Origin of the sequence: Paenibacillus sp. Marseille-Q4541 (genome assembly GCF_018310695.1) — a bacterium.
In the GTDB taxonomy this organism is placed as follows: Bacteria; Bacillota; Bacilli; order Paenibacillales; family Paenibacillaceae; genus Paenibacillus.
Map to the genome: position 1 here is coordinate 143769 of NZ_JAGXCY010000005.1, position 15941 is coordinate 159709.

A 15941-nucleotide genomic window follows, 5' to 3' on the forward strand; every position below is an offset into this window, starting at 1 on the left:
TACTTATACCGTGAGCGAGGGTCTTTCTTTGCTTCCATTATTCTTCTACAATAATTTTAGAGACCATAGACGAGTGTCCACTTCCACAAAAAACGGAACAAGCGATTTCGAATTCGCCAGCTTCTTCAGGTGTTACGACAGCAGAATTTTTTTTGCTATCCAGTTGCAGATTGAGACCGGGAACGATAATTCCGTGGTTTCCTTCTTCGTTTTCATAAACGACACGTACAGGAACGCCTTTTTTTACATGATATTCTGGTTGATCAAATTCGTAGTTCGTAGCTTTAATAACGATTTCATCACTTGCTGCGACTTCTGGATCGGTAATTGCGCTTCCTGATCCGGATTCAGAGTCTTGACCGCAAGCTGCAAGCACAAGTAGTAGCATCGCGCTCAGTAGCAGAACGATTGTTTTCTTCATGAATGAGGCCCCCTAGATATGAATTTATTGTTAGATGCATGTCTTCTAATGATACCGTAGTTGAACTAGGGATGTACATTCTTCCTAAGTCATATTTTTGAATTTTATAACAAAAAAACAATAAATAAAAGCCTTCCTCATAAGAAGAAGGCTTTTATTGTACTCATTTCATTATTTACGTTTGGTTTTTGCAGCATCGAATGGAGTGGGTACAAAAATATCAATGATCCCAATCACAAGTGCCGCCAAAAGCGCACCGAGAATACTTGCGGATACGTTAGAAACGATGTATTGGGATACCCAAATGACAAGAGCACTAACGAGGAATCCAACAATCCCGCGTCCAAATGGGGATACTCTTTTACCGAAAATACTTTCGACCACCCATCCAAGCAGTGCAATGACCAGTGCTAGCAGAATGGCGCTACCGAAACCGCTCACGGAGAAGCCAGGTACGATCCAACTTACGAGCAGCAATACGACTGCAGCCACGATAAAACGAACAATTGCCCCTAAAATTGACATAAAATATATCCTCCTTAAATTTGATGTATTCCTTGGTATGCTAATCCTATTATGTAGCAATTCAACACAAATTATGTGCGGAATTGATTTCTCAAATGGCGCAATTCCTGCTCTTTCGCTATAATGAATATAGAGCCTGAGAGGAGTTGTCACATTGGATTCGAAAATTTTGCATACGTTAGAATATCGTAAAATTTTAAATACAATATCTCTATACACACAAACAGAGATTGGTAAACATAAAGCAGAAAATCTGATGCCCGTTAGTGATCTGGAAGAAGTGAAATCTTTACTTACGGGAACGGATCAAGCAGTGGCTGTGGATCGTTTGAAAGGGATCCCTTCTTTTACCGGAGTGACTGATATTACTGCTGCGGTGAAAAGAGCTCGGATCGGAGGTACATTAAGTCCTCATGAACTACTTGCGATCTTCAATACGGTTCATACGGCACGTCGACTGAAACGAATTCTGCACAGTATGGAAGATGAGCTAGCAATAGACAAGTTACTGTTCTTGAGTGAACAACTTTCTGAGCAAAAACCACTGGAAGATGCAATTAAGTCCTGTATCGATGATTCCGCAGAAGTGATGGATTCGGCAAGTGCTGCGTTGTCTCAAATTCGACGAGAGCTGCGGTCGGGAGAATCACGGATTAGAGAAAAACTTGATTCCATGATTCGTTCTTCCAGTGTTTCTAAAATGCTGCAAGATCAACTCATTACCATTCGCGGAGATCGATTTGTTATTCCCGTAAAAGCGGAATATCGTGCTCACTTTGGAGGCATTGTTCACGATCAATCTGGTTCAGGAGCTACTTTATTTATAGAACCGGAATCCATTGTAGCGATGAACAACAAACTGCGAGAGACACGTTTACGTGAAGAGCGCGAAATAGAAGTGATTTTGCAAAAATTGACGGCTCTTGTTGGCGAGCAATCCGATTGGTTGATCGAAGATGTCGAATTGCTTGGAACATTGGATTTCATCTTTGCGAAAGCACGTGTTGCCAGAGAGATGAAAGCTACATTGCCAAAGATGAACGATCGAGGATTCATGAAGATCAAAAAAGGACGTCACCCATTGATTCCGCTTGATAAAGTTGTGCCTACTGATCTTGAACTTGGGAACTCTTACAGTTCGATTATTGTAACGGGTCCTAACACAGGTGGTAAAACGGTAACGCTTAAAACAGTTGGATTACTTAGCCTCATGGCGATGTCCGGCTTATTCGTACCGGCGGAAGACGGAAGTCAGCTTTGTGTTTTTGACGCTATTTATGCTGATATTGGCGATGAACAAAGTATTGAGCAAAGTCTTAGTACTTTCTCAAGTCACATGACCAACATCATTCGTATTCTGTCACAAATGACTCCGAAAAGTTTGGTGCTTCTGGATGAGCTGGGAGCAGGAACAGACCCTGCAGAAGGTTCCGCTCTTGCCATCTCCATACTTGAGCATATTCACGCTACAGGTTGTCGTATGATAGCGACTACTCATTACAGTGAACTGAAAGCTTATGCTTATGAACGTAAAGGAATCATCAACGCTAGTATGGAGTTTGATGTAGCCTCACTTAGTCCAACGTATCGTCTTCTAATTGGCGTGCCAGGTCGTAGTAACGCATTTGCTATTGCAGAACGCCTTGGTCTGCAGTCTGATATTTTGAATTATGCACGCGGTGAAGTGAAGGAAGAAGATCAGCGTGTAGAGAATATGATCGCTTCGCTCGAAGATAACCGTCTTAAAGCGGAACAGGAACATGAAAAAGCTCTGAAAATTCGTGCTGAGCTCGAACAACTTCGGAATCAGCATGAACAAGAGATTACGAAGCTCGAAGAACAACGTGAAAAGTGGATGCAAAAGGCAGAACAAGAAGCTAGGGATGTTGTAGCTAAAGCGCGTCAAGAATCCGAAAAGATCATACATGATCTGAGAAAGATGGCACTTGAAGAAGGGGCTTCTGTCAAAGAACATAAACTGATTGCCGCTCGTAAAGGTCTAGAAGAAGCTGAGCCTGCTGAGCGTAAGAAAAAAGTGAAAAAAGCGGCAGGGACGACAAAAACCATTGGTCTCGGTGATGAAGTCAAAGTAACAAGCCTTAATCAGAAAGGGCATGTAGTTGAGTTGTCGGGTAAAGAAGCGCTTGTTCAACTAGGGATTATGAAAATGAAAGTGGCTGTTTCGGATTTGGAACTAATAGAAACAGCACAAAAAGCGTCAGGGCAAATACAGCGTCATGTCACAGCTGTGAAACGAACTCGGGACGATAACGTGAAATCAGAACTTGATTTGCGGGGAGCTAATCTTGAGGAAGCACTGGTTGATGCAGATCGCTTTATTGATGAAGCATTTTTATCAAACCTCGGACAAGTTTATTTGATTCACGGTAAAGGAACAGGTGTACTCCGTACTGGAATTCAAGATTATTTAAGAAAACATAAAAACGTCAAAAGTTATCGTCTTGGAAATTATGGAGAAGGCGGTTCCGGTGTGACCGTTGTTGAATTGAAATAATAAGGTTCTATTGTAACAGGAGGATCTATGAAAAATTTGACCCGGATTTTGTTTGCTGCGGCCATCATTTTTTTTGCAGCTGGAATCGTGTATATGTTGAACGGGTAATGGGCTAAGATGAAATGGGATAGTATGAAAGGATGAATAAAATGGAAACAACAGTATGTCCATGGTGTCAAACAGAAATCGTATGGGATGAGGAACTGGGCCCTGAAGAAGAATGCCCTTATTGTCATAATCCTCTTTCCGCAGTACAGGACCAGGAAGAATCTGAAATCACTGCCGATTTGCCACATCGTGAGAGTGAAGCAGCGGAACAGACCAAAGTGAATTTAGAAGGGTATCGAACTGTGAATCTTACTCTTACAGAAGAAGAAGAACTTTTAAAAGAAGAAACGATAAGTACTGAAGAGGACGAAGAAGATTATAGTAATCTGTGGGAGGATGAAACGGATACGATTCTTCCTACCGCTAGGGTTCTTGATCAATATGAAGACTCTGGCATTGATATGGCTAAGTATTCTTCGGCTGTACAATCCATTCTCGATGTACAAGAAGAGGCTCCAGAATGTCCAAACTGCCGAGAGTTCATGCTTCATACGGGAGTGCAGACGGTTACAAGAGACAGCTTCACCAAAATTCAGTCTTTAATGCCTCCTTTAGAAGCTCCTTTTGGTTTAAATATTTATGTATGTCCATCTTGTTTTCAAACAACACAAAGTTTGGCATCCGAAGATAGATTACGTATGGTAAAACGATTGAGTCAAAGTAAATAATTGGAATTATTTTCATATGAGAACACATGCAGCTTCACTGCATGTGTTCTTTTTTTGTTTTTCCAATTTTGCGTAATTAGTAAAGAGAGACAAGTTTTAAGCCAAGAGGGGACATATTAGTTTTGACTACTTATGGTAGTCCGACATCCTAATAGTAAGAAGCACGTAAGGAGGAAACGACGTGAAAAAAGCTTTACTGGACCAACAATCCAGGCTGCTTCTCTTCGTGAACGGTTTGTTTGTGCTTGCGAGTGCCCTATCTGGTACATTTATCAATGTGTTTTTGTGGAAAAGCCGTCAGGACTTCACGATGATTGGCTGGTTTACAATTAGTCAACAGATCGGACTCATCCTAACCTTCTGGCTGGCCGGAAAATGGGTCAAAGAACATAACAAAATGAATGTGATCAGAATCGGTATTTTATTATCAGCAGTCTTTTATCTAGTCGTGTTACAACTGGATCAGCAAGCGGTATTTTATATCTGGCCTTTAGGACTATTGCTAGGTGCTTCGCTTGGACTTTTCTGGATCTCATTTAATGTCGTTTATTTTGAAGTAACGGATCGAGATAACCGCGATTTGTTTAATGGATGGGTTGGGCTCATTGGTTCATTGGTAGGAATTATAGGACCTTGGGCATCTGGACTTGTGATCTCTTTGTCAACTGCGAATCAAGGGTACAGAATCATATTTATGATTTCGATGATTATTTTTGGTGTGGGTGTCGTTGTCAGCTTCTTCCTCAAAAAAAGAAAGACAGAAGGAACTTACTCCTGGGCTGAGCCTGTACGTCAACTTCAGGATACAAATAGTCCATGGCGCCATGCGGCTCCCGCGCTTGCTGCGCAAGGAGTAAGGGAAGGTGTGTTTTCTTTTCTTGTGAACCTCCTTGTATATATTGCAACCACTCAAGAGGTTAAACTGGGTCAGTTCTATCTCATTACTTCTGTTGTTGCGCTTGTAAGTTACCACTTCGTTGGAAAATGGTACAAGCCTTCTCATCGGTATTATGGTTCTTTAGTGGGGGCTATGCTGCTCTTTTTGTTAAGTTTACCTTTGTTATGGGCTGTTAATTATAGCACTTTGCTAGTACTCGGCATTGGCTCGGCACTATTTATGCCTTTTTATGTGCTACCAATGATCTCCTCTGTTTTTGATCTGATGGGAACGAGTGAAGAAACAGTGTCAAAAAGAGTCGAACTTGTCGTTTTGCGTGAAATTTGTCTAACTGCAGGGAGAATTGCAGGAATTCTTGTCTTTATCCTGGTCCTATCTATTCATGACTCAAGCAAAACCATGACTTGGCTCATGATTATCCTTGGTTTTTCTCCGGTTATCAGCTGGGTTTATATTCGTAAGCTCTTGCGTGTCTAGCTGTACATAAAAGTTCCATGATAGGGGAAAGCTATCAAACGTACAAAATTGGAGATTATGACCAGAGGAGGTAACACCAATGCAATCCCATCAAATGCAACCCATAAGTTCAAAAGAATTGGATTACATCGCAGACAGCCTATCAAATGAAGACTTGTTGATTAAACAATGTGCTGCGACTGCATCCAGTACACAAAATCCTATGCTTAAGCAAGTTTTACAACAGCAGATTCAGTTGCATCAGCAAAACGCGAACATGCTTATTGGAGCTTTACAGCAGCATCAATCGCTTGCTCCCACACAACCTTCCAATTAAAGAACATTATAAAAAGTGGAGATAAGGAGGCAATAAATTATGAATACACCATCTAACAGTTCATTCATGCCCGAGGCAGATTTGGCATATACAATCTTGTCAGATCTAAAAAGAACAGTGCGTGAATATACAACGGCAACAACAGAATCTAACTGTCCAGTGGTTCGCCAAATGTTCACTAGCCTGACGAATAACACGCTTAAATTACAAGGGGATCTTTACAGCGTTATGCAGCAAAACAATATGTATCCACCTCCAGGTAAAGCCCTGAAAATGGATATCGATAAACAAATCCAAATGGCAAATCAGACGAAGCAGAAATGCGAACAATTTTTACAGCAAAAGAATATCCATAGTGCTTCGAATTCCCCAATAGGTCAACCCTATGGAACACCTACAAGTGCCTATGACCAGCAGCATCAACACGGTAATCCATATTACAGCTAATTGAACTCTGATTTAACAAAAGGAAACCAACGCGCTTAAGAAATGTAAAGTAGCGTTGGTTTTTTTATTTGCAGTAATACCAAATTCATGTCATATTATATTTAATCTGCTTAACGAAAAGCAGTTGCATGGCCCGTAAGACGGACCCGTAAAAGATGCTCTCTGGAGGGAAATGCATGACAGAACTTAATGATTTGAAATTAAAAGTGCTCGATTTATTGAAGGAAGATGCCAGAAGAACACCGGCTCTCCTAGCTACATTGCTTGGAACTTCGGAAGAAGAGATCAAAAAAGCGGTAGCCGAACTTGAAAAAGAAAACGTAATCGTAAAGTACGCGACCGTTGTTAACTGGGAAAAAGTTGATGATGAAAAAGTAACAGCTTTGATTGAAGTTCAGATAAGTCCTGAACGTGGCCGTGGATTTGAAGGGATTGCAGAACGCATTTATTTGTATCCACAAGTGAAATCGGTTTACTTAATGTCTGGAGCATACGATCTTCTTGTTGAGATTGAAGGCCGCAATTTACGTGAAGTAGCCAATTTTGTATCAGAAAGACTGTCTACGATTGATTCGGTATTATCGACCAAGACAAATTTTATTCTTAAAAAATATAAACAAGACGGCATCATTTTTGAGCCACATCAGGAAGACAAACGGCTCCCTATTTCGCCGTAAAAGGAAGTATGAGAGATGATAGTTAATCAAGATCAGCAAAAAGACAATAAGTCTGGTTCGAAAAGTATGAGTTCGTATCTTAATCCAGGTGTTCAGCAAATACCGCCATCAGGTATTCGTAAGTTTTTTGATCTCGTTGGTCCGAACAAAGGGGTCATATCACTTGGTGTAGGGGAACCAGATTTTATCACACCATGGCATATGCGAGAAGCCTCCGTCTATTCCCTCGAGCGTGGTTTTACAAGCTACACTTCCAATGCGGGAATGATAGAACTGAGAGAAGCAATCAGCGAGTACTTGGAACGAGGATTTCATACTCCATACGATCCGGCAGATGAAATCATTGTTACTGTAGGTGGAAGTGAAGCGATTGATTTGGCGCTACGTGCTCTCATCGTTGCTGGAGATGAAATTTTGGTGCCTGAACCTTGTTATGTTGCCTATTCGCCTATTATTTCTCTTGGCGGGGGTGTACCCGTAGGGGTTGAAACGGTAGCAGAAAATGACTTCAAACTTACAGCGGAAGCGCTAGAAGCTCAAATTACGCCTAAATCAAAAGTACTTATTCTGTGTTATCCGAGCAATCCTACAGGCGCAACAATGACGTATGAAGACTGGCTCCCTATTGCCGAAGTTGTTGAAAGACATGATTTAATCGTAATAGCTGATGAAATTTATGCAGAACTTACTTATAACCAAAAACATGTTAGTTTTCCTTCTATACCGGGTATGCGCGACCGCACGATCCTCGTGAGTGGGTTCTCTAAGGCATTTGCGATGACTGGCTGGAGAATTGGTTATGTGTGCGGGAATTCGGAACTGATATCAGCTATGCTTAAAATTCATCAGTATACGGTAATGTGTGCTCCTTCGATGGGACAAATCGCAGCATTAGAAGCTTTGCGAAATGGTATCGAGGAGAAGGATCGTATGGTGGAATCCTATAATCAGCGCCGTCGATTAATCGTTCAGGGATTCAGAGACATCGGGCTAGATTGCCATGAGCCGCAGGGTGCATTTTATGCATTCCCTAGCATACGCAAAACGGGACTATCTTCTGAAGAATTTGCTCATAGGTTATTAACCGAAGGCAAGGTAGCAGCTGTACCTGGCACTGTATTTGGATCAGGTGGAGAAGGTTTCTTACGATGTTCCTATGCGACATCTCTTGCACAATTAAACGAAGCTCTAGAAAGAATCGGGAATTTTGTTTATAAAATAGAACAAGAGGGTAATAGGAAATAGATATTTCTATTGTCAACAGATAGAATAATCTTTAAAATGAAAACAAATCAACTTTTTCCGAAAAATGTCACTTTTAGTACATCGGTCTATTTGTTTTTATGCTATAATCTGTAAGGATATAGATTTCTAGGGAGGGATTTACCTTGTTTTGTGCCGAATATGATTTGCCGACATACCGGGGTCAATATGCTGTTGATAGCGAAAGCAGCACCTCTTGGCTTACAAACTCGGAGAAAGCATCTTCACGCAATCTTTCCTTGGAAGACGAAATCCATATCCTGCGCAGCAAGATGGAACGAATCTTTTTGGAAGAGAAGTCCTTTACTTCAGATGTGGTGATCGAAATCAGCAGCTTGCTAGATTTAAAGATCAATGAATATATGAAGGCTTACCCTAAGAAAGCATAAATGCGTGAGTTGTTTTCGAGAAGAAGACCCTTTTTAGGGTCTTCTTTTTTTGTGAAGCATTATTGTGATATGATGTGAAATAAGGGGAAAAGGAGGAGTTACTCACGTGTCTAGAAGAAGCAGTTATACTATCATTGTACTATTATTAATGGTTATATTGACGGCATGCGGCAAAGATGAGGAAGCTACATTTCAGATTTTTATGACAGATGATCAGGGGAATATTGCTGATATTGAAGCAGTGTTGGAATCTAAGCTACAGGCGAAGTTCGGGGATAAAGTTACTGTAAAAGTTACTACTAGTCCGATCTATAACCAGCAAAAACTTCTGCTTGAATACGTTGGAAGGTCCAATGATATCATTATTATGCCTGAAAATGACATGAAATCATTTGGTTCGCAAGGATCCCATATTGCGCTTGAGGATACCTTTGATCAGCAAAAGTATAGCCGTGGTTTTTTTGAAGGCGGTACATACAGTGTGGATGAGAATGGAAAAATGTCACAAGATATGATAATGGGCGATCATTTGTTTGGAATCCCTGTTGAAGAAATGGCTCTGTTTAAAGAATTGAACTATCCTGCCCAAAACTTATTTGCGACCATTCCGGTATCTGCATCCAATGAAGCATTAGCAAAAGAAGTTTTGAAGTATATGGTTGAATTGAAATAATACAAATGAACCGAAAGCACAGAATATCAGAAGGCAGGGGGTAGAGGGATGCTCATTATGGTAACAGGCGGAGTATGTAGCGGCAAAACCCAGTTTGCCCTTTCCCATGCCTCGACACTTGCACGGGAAGGGATTTATATAACAGATCAATATGCAAAACCTTTGCCCGAGAAGATGAGAGCCCCGTCCAGACTGCGCAAGATACATATGTCTTCCCATCAATCGCTTCCAGATACACTTGACCATATTAACAAGGAATCCAATTTTTTTTTGGCAGATCGTCGTATTGTTATTATTGATAGTTTGACCTGCTGGATGATAAGCGAGATCAAAAATTGTTGGAACAGTGCAGATCAGCTTCGTGTTAAAGCGAGGGTGGAACAGTTAAAAGAAGTGATATGTTCTTATCAAGGGTTATTGCTGATTATTACAAATGAGATGTATGGAAGTTTTCATCCCTCGGAGGAGGAAAAATTATTTACTTCCTCCATGGCTGAAATGAACCGTTTGATTGCTACGGGAAGTGATCAGGTATTTACGCTTACTTCCGGCATTGCATCAGAAATTAGCAGGAATAAAATCAGATTTTAAATGGAGGTCAGTGATGAAGATTTATACAAAATCAGGGGATAAAGGACAGACATCCGTAATAGGTGCGAGAGTTCCAAAAGATGACGACCGGATTGAGGCCTACGGTACCATTGATGAATTGAATAGTTTTGTTGGACAGGCCATCAGTATCATCATTCAGGATGAAAAGTATGCAGATTTGAAAGAAGAACTTGAAACCATTCAGCAAGAGTTATTTGATTGTGGTTCAGATCTTGCTTTTGTCAAACTGGAAGAAGGAAATTACAAAGTATCCGGCGAGATGGCAGAGCGTTTGGAACAGTGGATCGATCTTCATCAAGCAGAGAATCCACAAATCGAACGTTTTATTATTCCAGGGGGCTGTGCGTTCTCCTCTGCACTTCATGTATGCCGGACGGTAGGACGAAGAGCAGAACGCCGTGTAGTAACGTTAGGTTCTCATACTGAAATTAATCCTGCAGTTAGACTCTATATGAATCGTCTGTCTGATTATTTCTTTGTCATTGCCCGTACAGCGAATGTTCGTTCAGGAGTTCCTGATGTAGAATATATTCGTAGCAAAAAGGTGTTTCGCAGCAAATGACATCCTATTATGAACCGATAGTATATGATGTTCTTCCTCAAGATGAAGGGATGCTCTTAAAAACAGTCTTGCAAAAAAGGCTAGGGGTCTCACGCAAGTTAATGTCAAGACTCAAACTGACGGAGTGCGGTATTCATTTAAACGGTAAGCGAGTTTACATCAGTGAAAAAGTTAAGGGTGGAGACCGTATCGAATTGAGAATGGAAAAAGAGACTTCGGATGATATTTTGCCGGAGTTTATTCCATTCGATATTCTATTTGAAGACGAGCATCTCTTGATCGTCAACAAACCCGCAGGATTGATCGTTCATCCGACACATGGTCACTATACAGGAACGCTTGCCAATGGAGTCGTGCATTACTGGCATGAAAAAGGGGAACAGGTCCGTTTCCGGCCTGTTCATAGGTTAGATCAGGACACATCAGGCGTATTGTGTGTTGCCAAAAACCCGTATGTCCATCAGCATATTTCCGAACAAATGATACAAGGCACAGTGGACAAGTATTATATAGCGATGGTGCATGGTCATCCGAGTCCTTCTGAAGGAGTCATTGAAGGACCCATCGACCGAGATCCGCTTGAGCCTCACCGGCGTATTGTCACACCGGATGGTTATCCTGCTCGCACACTGTACAATATGTTGGAACGTTACGTACGGGGAAGCATGGTACAGATCAAACTAGAAAGCGGTCGAACTCATCAAATAAGAGTACACATGAGCTCGATTGGCTGTCCATTAATCGGGGATACTTTTTATGGTGTAGATCGGTTGATAACGGCAGAGTTTGATCTCAATCAGGCAATAGAGGTGAATGATTGGATGAGCAGACAGGCACTACATGCAAGTAAACTTTCTTTTACTCATCCGATTACAGGAGAAAGAGTGACGTATATAGCACCACTTCCTAAAGATTTGGCACAATTAAAGCAACAGCTTGAATCAGAGAAAGAAAAAGAAGTAGAGTAACAAAATGATATGGTTTCAGGAGGTTAAATGGCATGAGTAAACTAAAAGTATATCAATATTCTAAATGCGGTACTTGCCGCAAAGCTGTGAAATGGTTGGAACAAGCGGGACATGAGCTAACGCTGATCCCGATTTTTGAAGAGCCGCCTACTGCAGATGAATTAGCATCTCTGGTCCAAAATAGTGGTCTTGAACTGAAAAAGTTCTTTAACACAAGTGGAGAAGTTTATAAGGAAATGAACCTAAAGGACAAACTGAAACAAATGAGTTCAGAGGAACAACTGAAGCTACTGTCTTCGAATGGCAGGTTGATTAAACGCCCGATTGTGACGGATGAAAGCACAGTGACCGTTGGTTTTAAGGAAGAACAATTTCAGCAAACTTGGTCTTAACGAGATTTCAGATCTTCATCAATAACGATCGTAGTGTTTCCATTGTTTTACCCCCAAACCTGCGCTAGCCTGTGCTATAATACAGGTAGTTTAAATATAGGTATGGAATAGAACAGGAGCGTTATCATAAGTGAGTAATGAAACAAAAGATCAATCGGTATTGATAGTTGACGGAATGGCCGTATTATTTCGTGCGTATTTTGCAACAGCTTCAGGTGGATATATTCGTCGAACCAAAGATGGCCTAGCTACCAACGCAGTATACGGTTTTATTCGTTATTTTTGGGATGCAGTTCAGACCTTTAATCCGACACATGTAGTATGCTGTTGGGATTTGGGCGGAGGTACATTCCGAGGCGAGCACTATGCTGCATATAAAGGTAATCGTCCGGAGGCTCCAGATGATCTGATTCCACAATTTACGATGATCAAAGAAGTTATGGACAGTCTCGGAATCCCTAATATTAGTGCTTCTGGATTTGAAGCAGACGACTGCATCGGTACATTAAGTCGTTCATATAACGAAGAATTGGATATGAACGTGATGATTTTATCTGGAGATCACGATCTTCTCCAGCTCGTTAATGACCGCACCAGTGTTATTATTATGAAAAAAGGACATGGCAATTACAAAGTGTACACACCTGATTCCTTGTATGAGGAGAAAGGACTACGTCCTCGTCAAATCATTGATATGAAGGGACTTATGGGTGATGCGAGTGATAATTATCCTGGTGTGAGGGGCATTGGTGAGAAGACAGCCATGAAGCTCGTTCAGGAATATGAATCCATCGAAGGAATTCTCGAGCATATGGATGAACTTAGTCCTTCCATTCGTAAGAAGATTGAGAATGACATGGAAATGTTACATCTCTCGCGAAAACTGGCTGAGATTCATTTGGAAGTTCCTGTTGCTTGCTCGCTGGAAAGTTGCATTCTAAGTCTGGACCACCATCAGGTCATTGCTAAATTCGAAGAACTTGAAATGAAAAGTCTATGCTCCCTTATCGGAGTTGCCACTAGCTAGAAACTTTGCATAGGATACGGGTAATTTCTTATCCGTATCCTTTTTTTGTGAATTTAGGCATTGACCTAAAAGTAATTTCGGGTGATTATTATATAAAGCCTGTGCCAATATAGTAAAGCGATTACAGGACTTCTTGGTTATTTATAAGAAGTGGGGGCGTAAAATTTTGAGTAATATACAGTCGGTTTCATATCAGCTTGTGTCTCTAAATATTGGAATTAAGACTCGGATGGAGAATGGCAAACAGGATTTTTACTCAGCAATATATAAACATCCTGTACCAGGAAGTACATACTTATCGAAAACCGGATTTGTAGGGGACGAGCAAGCGGATCAGGTACACCATGGCGGTGTAGATAAAGCAGTATGCGTGTTTAATTATCTTGCCTATCCTGATTACGAAACTTTTCTTGAACAAACCTTGAAGCCTGGGGCATTCGGTGAGAATATTACCGTATCCGGATGCAATGAGCAGGACATACATATCGGTGATATATTGAAACTCGGTGAGTCAACGGTTCAGGTGAGTCAACCCCGTGTTCCATGTTTTAAGCTAGGTGTGAAATACAACTGTAAAGAGCTTCCCTTGCAGTTTCAGACTACAGGAATTACAGGATATTATTTTCGTGTTCTTGAAGAAGGTCATGTATCTGCTGAGGATGAACTTGTTCTTACTTCCAGAGAAAGTGGAAGCGTAAGTGTGATGGAAGCCAATCGCATCATGCATCATAGCAAACAAGATATTCAGGCGATAGAGAGGCTTCTTTCTGTGGATACGCTAGCAGATAGCTGGAAATCTACGCTGAATAAGAGATTGGCAAAATTGATCTCAACTTAGAACGATACGGAGGGTGTTAATGTGCGTGTATTAGGAGCTATTGAAGCTGGAGGAACAAAATTTGTATGTGGGATCGGAAATGAACAGGGTGAAGTGATTGAACGAGTAAGTTTTCCAACGACAACCCCTGAAGAAACGATGGCCCAAGTCATTGCATTTTTTGAAGGAAAACAATTTGACGCACTTGGTGTAGGTTCATTTGGACCGATTGATCCAATTAAAAATAGTCCTACTTATGGACATATTACCACTACACCTAAACCGTTTTGGGGCGGGTATGATATCATTGGGAAGCTCAAAGAGCATTTTGATGTGCCAATGCAATTCGATACGGATGTAAATGGAGCCGCACTAGGTGAATACACTTGGGGTGCTGCAAAGGGTCTGGACAGCTGTATTTACATTACGGTAGGTACAGGTATCGGTGCTGGAGCCGTTGTTGATGGACAGATGGTTCATGGACTATCACATCCTGAAATGGGACATATTAGTGTAAGACGTCATCCGAATGATACGTTTGAAGGTTTCTGTCCATTCCATGGCGATTGCCTGGAAGGAATTGCAGCAGGACCTGCGATCCTTAAACGTTGGGGAAAACAAGGTGTAGAATTACCTGTTGATCACCCTGCTTGGGAGATGGAAGCTTATTATCTAGCTCAAGCTTTGGTCAACTATGTACTTATCCTTTCCCCGCAAAAGATTATTATGGGCGGCGGTGTTATGAAGCAGGAGCAATTATTCCCTGAGGTAAGACGTCAATTGAAGTCCCTCTTGGCGGGTTATGTACAGCACCCTAGCATCATCGAAAACATTGACGAATATGTAGTCTATCCGGAGCTTGGGGACAATGCTGGTATTTGCGGTTCACTCGCCCTGGCTAAGCTGGCTTTGGAAGAAGCGTAAAATTATTATTGTAATATATACCATTTATGGTATAGTGATTGATAACAGAACAGTACGGAATTACTTGAGGAAGCACCTCTCTCACATGGATATGTGGGAGGGGTGCTTTTTTGTGTTTATTCTAGATGCTGAACTGATTTTGAAAGGAGGCAAGCATGAAAATGAAAATTGTATTTATGAACCAATTGTCTGCTACATCGGAGACGAGTGGAGCAAAGTATGCACAATTATGGATTGGTGAAGAAGAAGATTTGTGGCAGCTTGGATGGAGTAGCAACACGATGGGTGAGGATCAGGTCGATATTTGGTATGAAGGCGATTCTTGGAATGAGATGATGCATATTTATCGTTTTCAGCTAGCAATTAAGATGAGCGAGGGTTATAGACCACTCATTGAAGGCATTTTTCATGAAACAGAAGAATACAAACAGAGGAGTCTGAATACACAGAAGCTGCAATGTTATAGTGAATTATATGGCCGAGAGGAATTATATCAAGCTTTATGTGCTTGGAGGAGAAAAAAGGCATCAACGGAACGTAAAGCTCCTTATTTTATTGCAAGCAATCGCTTGCTACGAATGATTAGTGCCTTTGTACCTTTCACCCTGGAGGAGTTGCGAGAATTACCTGGGGTAGGTGAGAACAAAACGGCTGAATATGGTCAGGAAATACTCGACATGACGACAAAAGAAACGAGAGCACACGGCTTTCCACTAGACTGGGTATATACTGAGCTTAAGGAAGAGGAATATGAGTCTTGGAATTATAAACAAAAAGAGCAGAAGTATAAACAGGAACTTGAGAAGTTCAATCTCAAGAAATCGGTCTTAACAGGAATAACCAGTGGACAGTCCCTTGATGAGATCAGTACTATTTCTGGGCTTGGACGCAGAGAGCTGGTTGATTTTTTGGAAGAACTTGAGAAGAGTGGGTATGATACAGAAATTCTAATCGCTAAAGAACTCGTTTGGATGACAGATGATGAGCAGGAACTGATCTGGAATGCATATGATGAGCTTGGGACAAGTTTCTTAAAACCGATACTACACAAGGTATATGGTGAAGATCCTACAGGAATGGGCCCTCTTGATCAACTATATGAGCGACTTAGAATGGTTCGTATTCGATATCGAAGACAGACGGAATCCAGCAGGCAGGTAGGATAAGGAAAGGGGAGTTACAATACATAATTGGACATCTTTTTTTGAGTTCAAGGTGAGAAAGTGTAATATCATCATTACATATAAAAAAGGTCCTTCAAA

19 protein-coding genes are annotated in these 15941 nt (G+C 41.2%); 17 read left to right on the forward strand and 2 right to left on the reverse strand.

The window, feature by feature from the left end:
* Nucleotides 1-37: 37 nt before the first annotated feature.
* Both KFT32_RS08545 and KFT32_RS08550 read right to left on the reverse strand, forming a co-directional pair.
* On the reverse strand, nt 38-421 hold the full coding sequence (locus KFT32_RS08545; protein ID WP_211746723.1) for a cupredoxin domain-containing protein: 384 nt from the start codon (nt 419-421) through the stop codon (nt 38-40).
* A gap of 171 nt (nt 422-592) precedes the next feature.
* Nucleotides 593-946: a phage holin family protein gene (locus KFT32_RS08550; protein ID WP_211746724.1), complete on the reverse strand. Its 354-nt coding sequence runs from the start codon at nt 944-946 to the stop codon at nt 593-595.
* A 154-nt stretch (nt 947-1100) separates the two neighbouring features.
* Here KFT32_RS08550 and KFT32_RS08555 point away from each other — a divergent pair, with 154 nt between their 5' ends.
* The 17 genes from KFT32_RS08555 (at nt 1101) to KFT32_RS08635 (ending at nt 15845) form a co-directional block, all read left to right on the forward strand.
* Complete coding sequence (locus KFT32_RS08555) at nt 1101-3461, forward strand: endonuclease MutS2 (protein WP_211746725.1); 2361 nt, start codon at nt 1101-1103, stop codon at nt 3459-3461.
* Between the two features lie 149 nt (nt 3462-3610).
* The gene (locus tag KFT32_RS08560) at nt 3611-4237 is read left to right on the forward strand and encodes a hypothetical protein (RefSeq protein ID WP_211746726.1); all 627 of its coding nucleotides are present in this window, start codon (nt 3611-3613) and stop codon (nt 4235-4237) included.
* A 181-nt stretch (nt 4238-4418) separates the two neighbouring features.
* The gene (locus KFT32_RS08565) at nt 4419-5612 is read left to right on the forward strand and encodes an MFS transporter (protein WP_211746727.1); all 1194 of its coding nucleotides are present in this window, start codon (nt 4419-4421) and stop codon (nt 5610-5612) included.
* Between the two features lie 79 nt (nt 5613-5691).
* A complete protein-coding gene (locus KFT32_RS08570; protein ID WP_211746728.1) occupies nt 5692-5928 on the forward strand; it encodes a hypothetical protein in 237 nt (78 codons plus the stop codon).
* A 39-nt stretch (nt 5929-5967) separates the two neighbouring features.
* On the forward strand, nt 5968-6375 hold the full coding sequence (locus KFT32_RS08575; RefSeq protein ID WP_211746729.1) for a spore coat protein: 408 nt from the start codon (nt 5968-5970) through the stop codon (nt 6373-6375).
* Nucleotides 6376-6551: 176 nt separating this feature from the next.
* Nucleotides 6552-7052 carry an Lrp/AsnC family transcriptional regulator gene (locus KFT32_RS08580; RefSeq protein WP_211746730.1) on the forward strand — a complete coding sequence of 167 codons (501 nt, stop codon included), beginning with the start codon at nt 6552-6554 and terminating at the stop codon, nt 7050-7052.
* Between the two features lie 15 nt (nt 7053-7067).
* Nucleotides 7068-8297, forward strand: a complete 1230-nt coding sequence (locus KFT32_RS08585) for an aminotransferase class I/II-fold pyridoxal phosphate-dependent enzyme (RefSeq protein WP_211746731.1) — start codon at nt 7068-7070, stop codon at nt 8295-8297.
* A 143-nt stretch (nt 8298-8440) separates the two neighbouring features.
* Entirely contained in the window at nt 8441-8704 is a 264-nt protein-coding gene (locus KFT32_RS08590; RefSeq protein WP_211746732.1) for an aspartyl-phosphate phosphatase Spo0E family protein, read from the forward strand.
* A 106-nt stretch (nt 8705-8810) separates the two neighbouring features.
* Nucleotides 8811-9377 carry a hypothetical protein gene (locus KFT32_RS08595; protein WP_211746733.1) on the forward strand — a complete coding sequence of 189 codons (567 nt, stop codon included), beginning with the start codon at nt 8811-8813 and terminating at the stop codon, nt 9375-9377.
* 48 nt (nt 9378-9425) lie between these two features.
* A complete protein-coding gene (locus KFT32_RS08600) occupies nt 9426-9968 on the forward strand; it encodes a bifunctional adenosylcobinamide kinase/adenosylcobinamide-phosphate guanylyltransferase (RefSeq protein WP_211746734.1) in 543 nt (180 codons plus the stop codon).
* Between the two features lie 13 nt (nt 9969-9981).
* Nucleotides 9982-10551: a cob(I)yrinic acid a,c-diamide adenosyltransferase gene (locus tag KFT32_RS08605; protein ID WP_211746735.1), complete on the forward strand. Its 570-nt coding sequence runs from the start codon at nt 9982-9984 to the stop codon at nt 10549-10551.
* Entirely contained in the window at nt 10548-11519 is a 972-nt protein-coding gene (locus KFT32_RS08610; RefSeq protein WP_211746736.1) for an RluA family pseudouridine synthase, read from the forward strand. Before KFT32_RS08605 ends, KFT32_RS08610 begins: the two co-directional genes overlap by 4 nt.
* A 32-nt stretch (nt 11520-11551) precedes the next feature.
* Nucleotides 11552-11911: an arsenate reductase family protein gene (locus tag KFT32_RS08615; RefSeq protein ID WP_211746737.1), complete on the forward strand. Its 360-nt coding sequence runs from the start codon at nt 11552-11554 to the stop codon at nt 11909-11911.
* 130 nt (nt 11912-12041) lie between these two features.
* A complete protein-coding gene (locus KFT32_RS08620) occupies nt 12042-12938 on the forward strand; it encodes a 5'-3' exonuclease (RefSeq protein WP_349304883.1) in 897 nt (298 codons plus the stop codon).
* Between the two features lie 229 nt (nt 12939-13167).
* Nucleotides 13168-13776 carry an MOSC domain-containing protein gene (locus tag KFT32_RS08625; RefSeq protein WP_211746835.1) on the forward strand — a complete coding sequence of 203 codons (609 nt, stop codon included), beginning with the start codon at nt 13168-13170 and terminating at the stop codon, nt 13774-13776.
* A 21-nt stretch (nt 13777-13797) separates the two neighbouring features.
* On the forward strand, nt 13798-14679 hold the full coding sequence (locus KFT32_RS08630) for an ROK family protein (protein WP_211746738.1): 882 nt from the start codon (nt 13798-13800) through the stop codon (nt 14677-14679).
* A gap of 161 nt (nt 14680-14840) precedes the next feature.
* On the forward strand, nt 14841-15845 hold the full coding sequence (locus tag KFT32_RS08635) for an HRDC domain-containing protein (RefSeq protein WP_211746836.1): 1005 nt from the start codon (nt 14841-14843) through the stop codon (nt 15843-15845).
* Nucleotides 15846-15941: the final 96 nt, after the last annotated feature.

Excerpts from the sequence above, each read along its gene's own strand:
- KFT32_RS08545 (WP_211746723.1), bottom strand. The coding sequence starts at position 421 with ATGAAGAAAACAATCGTTCTGCTACTGAGCGCGATGCTACTACTTGTG.
- KFT32_RS08550 (WP_211746724.1), bottom strand. The coding sequence starts at position 946 with ATGTCAATTTTAGGGGCAATTGTTCGTTTTATCGTGGCTGCAGTCGTA.
- KFT32_RS08560 (WP_211746726.1), top strand. The coding sequence starts at position 3,611 with ATGGAAACAACAGTATGTCCATGGTGTCAAACAGAAATCGTATGGGAT.
- KFT32_RS08570 (WP_211746728.1), top strand. The coding sequence starts at position 5,692 with ATGCAATCCCATCAAATGCAACCCATAAGTTCAAAAGAATTGGATTAC.
- KFT32_RS08575 (WP_211746729.1), top strand. The coding sequence starts at position 5,968 with ATGAATACACCATCTAACAGTTCATTCATGCCCGAGGCAGATTTGGCA.
- KFT32_RS08580 (WP_211746730.1), top strand. The coding sequence starts at position 6,552 with ATGACAGAACTTAATGATTTGAAATTAAAAGTGCTCGATTTATTGAAG.
- KFT32_RS08585 (WP_211746731.1), top strand. The coding sequence starts at position 7,068 with ATGATAGTTAATCAAGATCAGCAAAAAGACAATAAGTCTGGTTCGAAA.
- KFT32_RS08600 (WP_211746734.1), top strand. The coding sequence starts at position 9,426 with ATGCTCATTATGGTAACAGGCGGAGTATGTAGCGGCAAAACCCAGTTT.
- KFT32_RS08605 (WP_211746735.1), top strand. The coding sequence starts at position 9,982 with ATGAAGATTTATACAAAATCAGGGGATAAAGGACAGACATCCGTAATA.
- KFT32_RS08610 (WP_211746736.1), top strand. The coding sequence starts at position 10,548 with ATGACATCCTATTATGAACCGATAGTATATGATGTTCTTCCTCAAGAT.
- KFT32_RS08615 (WP_211746737.1), top strand. The coding sequence starts at position 11,552 with ATGAGTAAACTAAAAGTATATCAATATTCTAAATGCGGTACTTGCCGC.
- KFT32_RS08625 (WP_211746835.1), top strand. The coding sequence starts at position 13,168 with ATGGAGAATGGCAAACAGGATTTTTACTCAGCAATATATAAACATCCT.
- KFT32_RS08635 (WP_211746836.1), top strand. The coding sequence starts at position 14,841 with ATGAAAATTGTATTTATGAACCAATTGTCTGCTACATCGGAGACGAGT.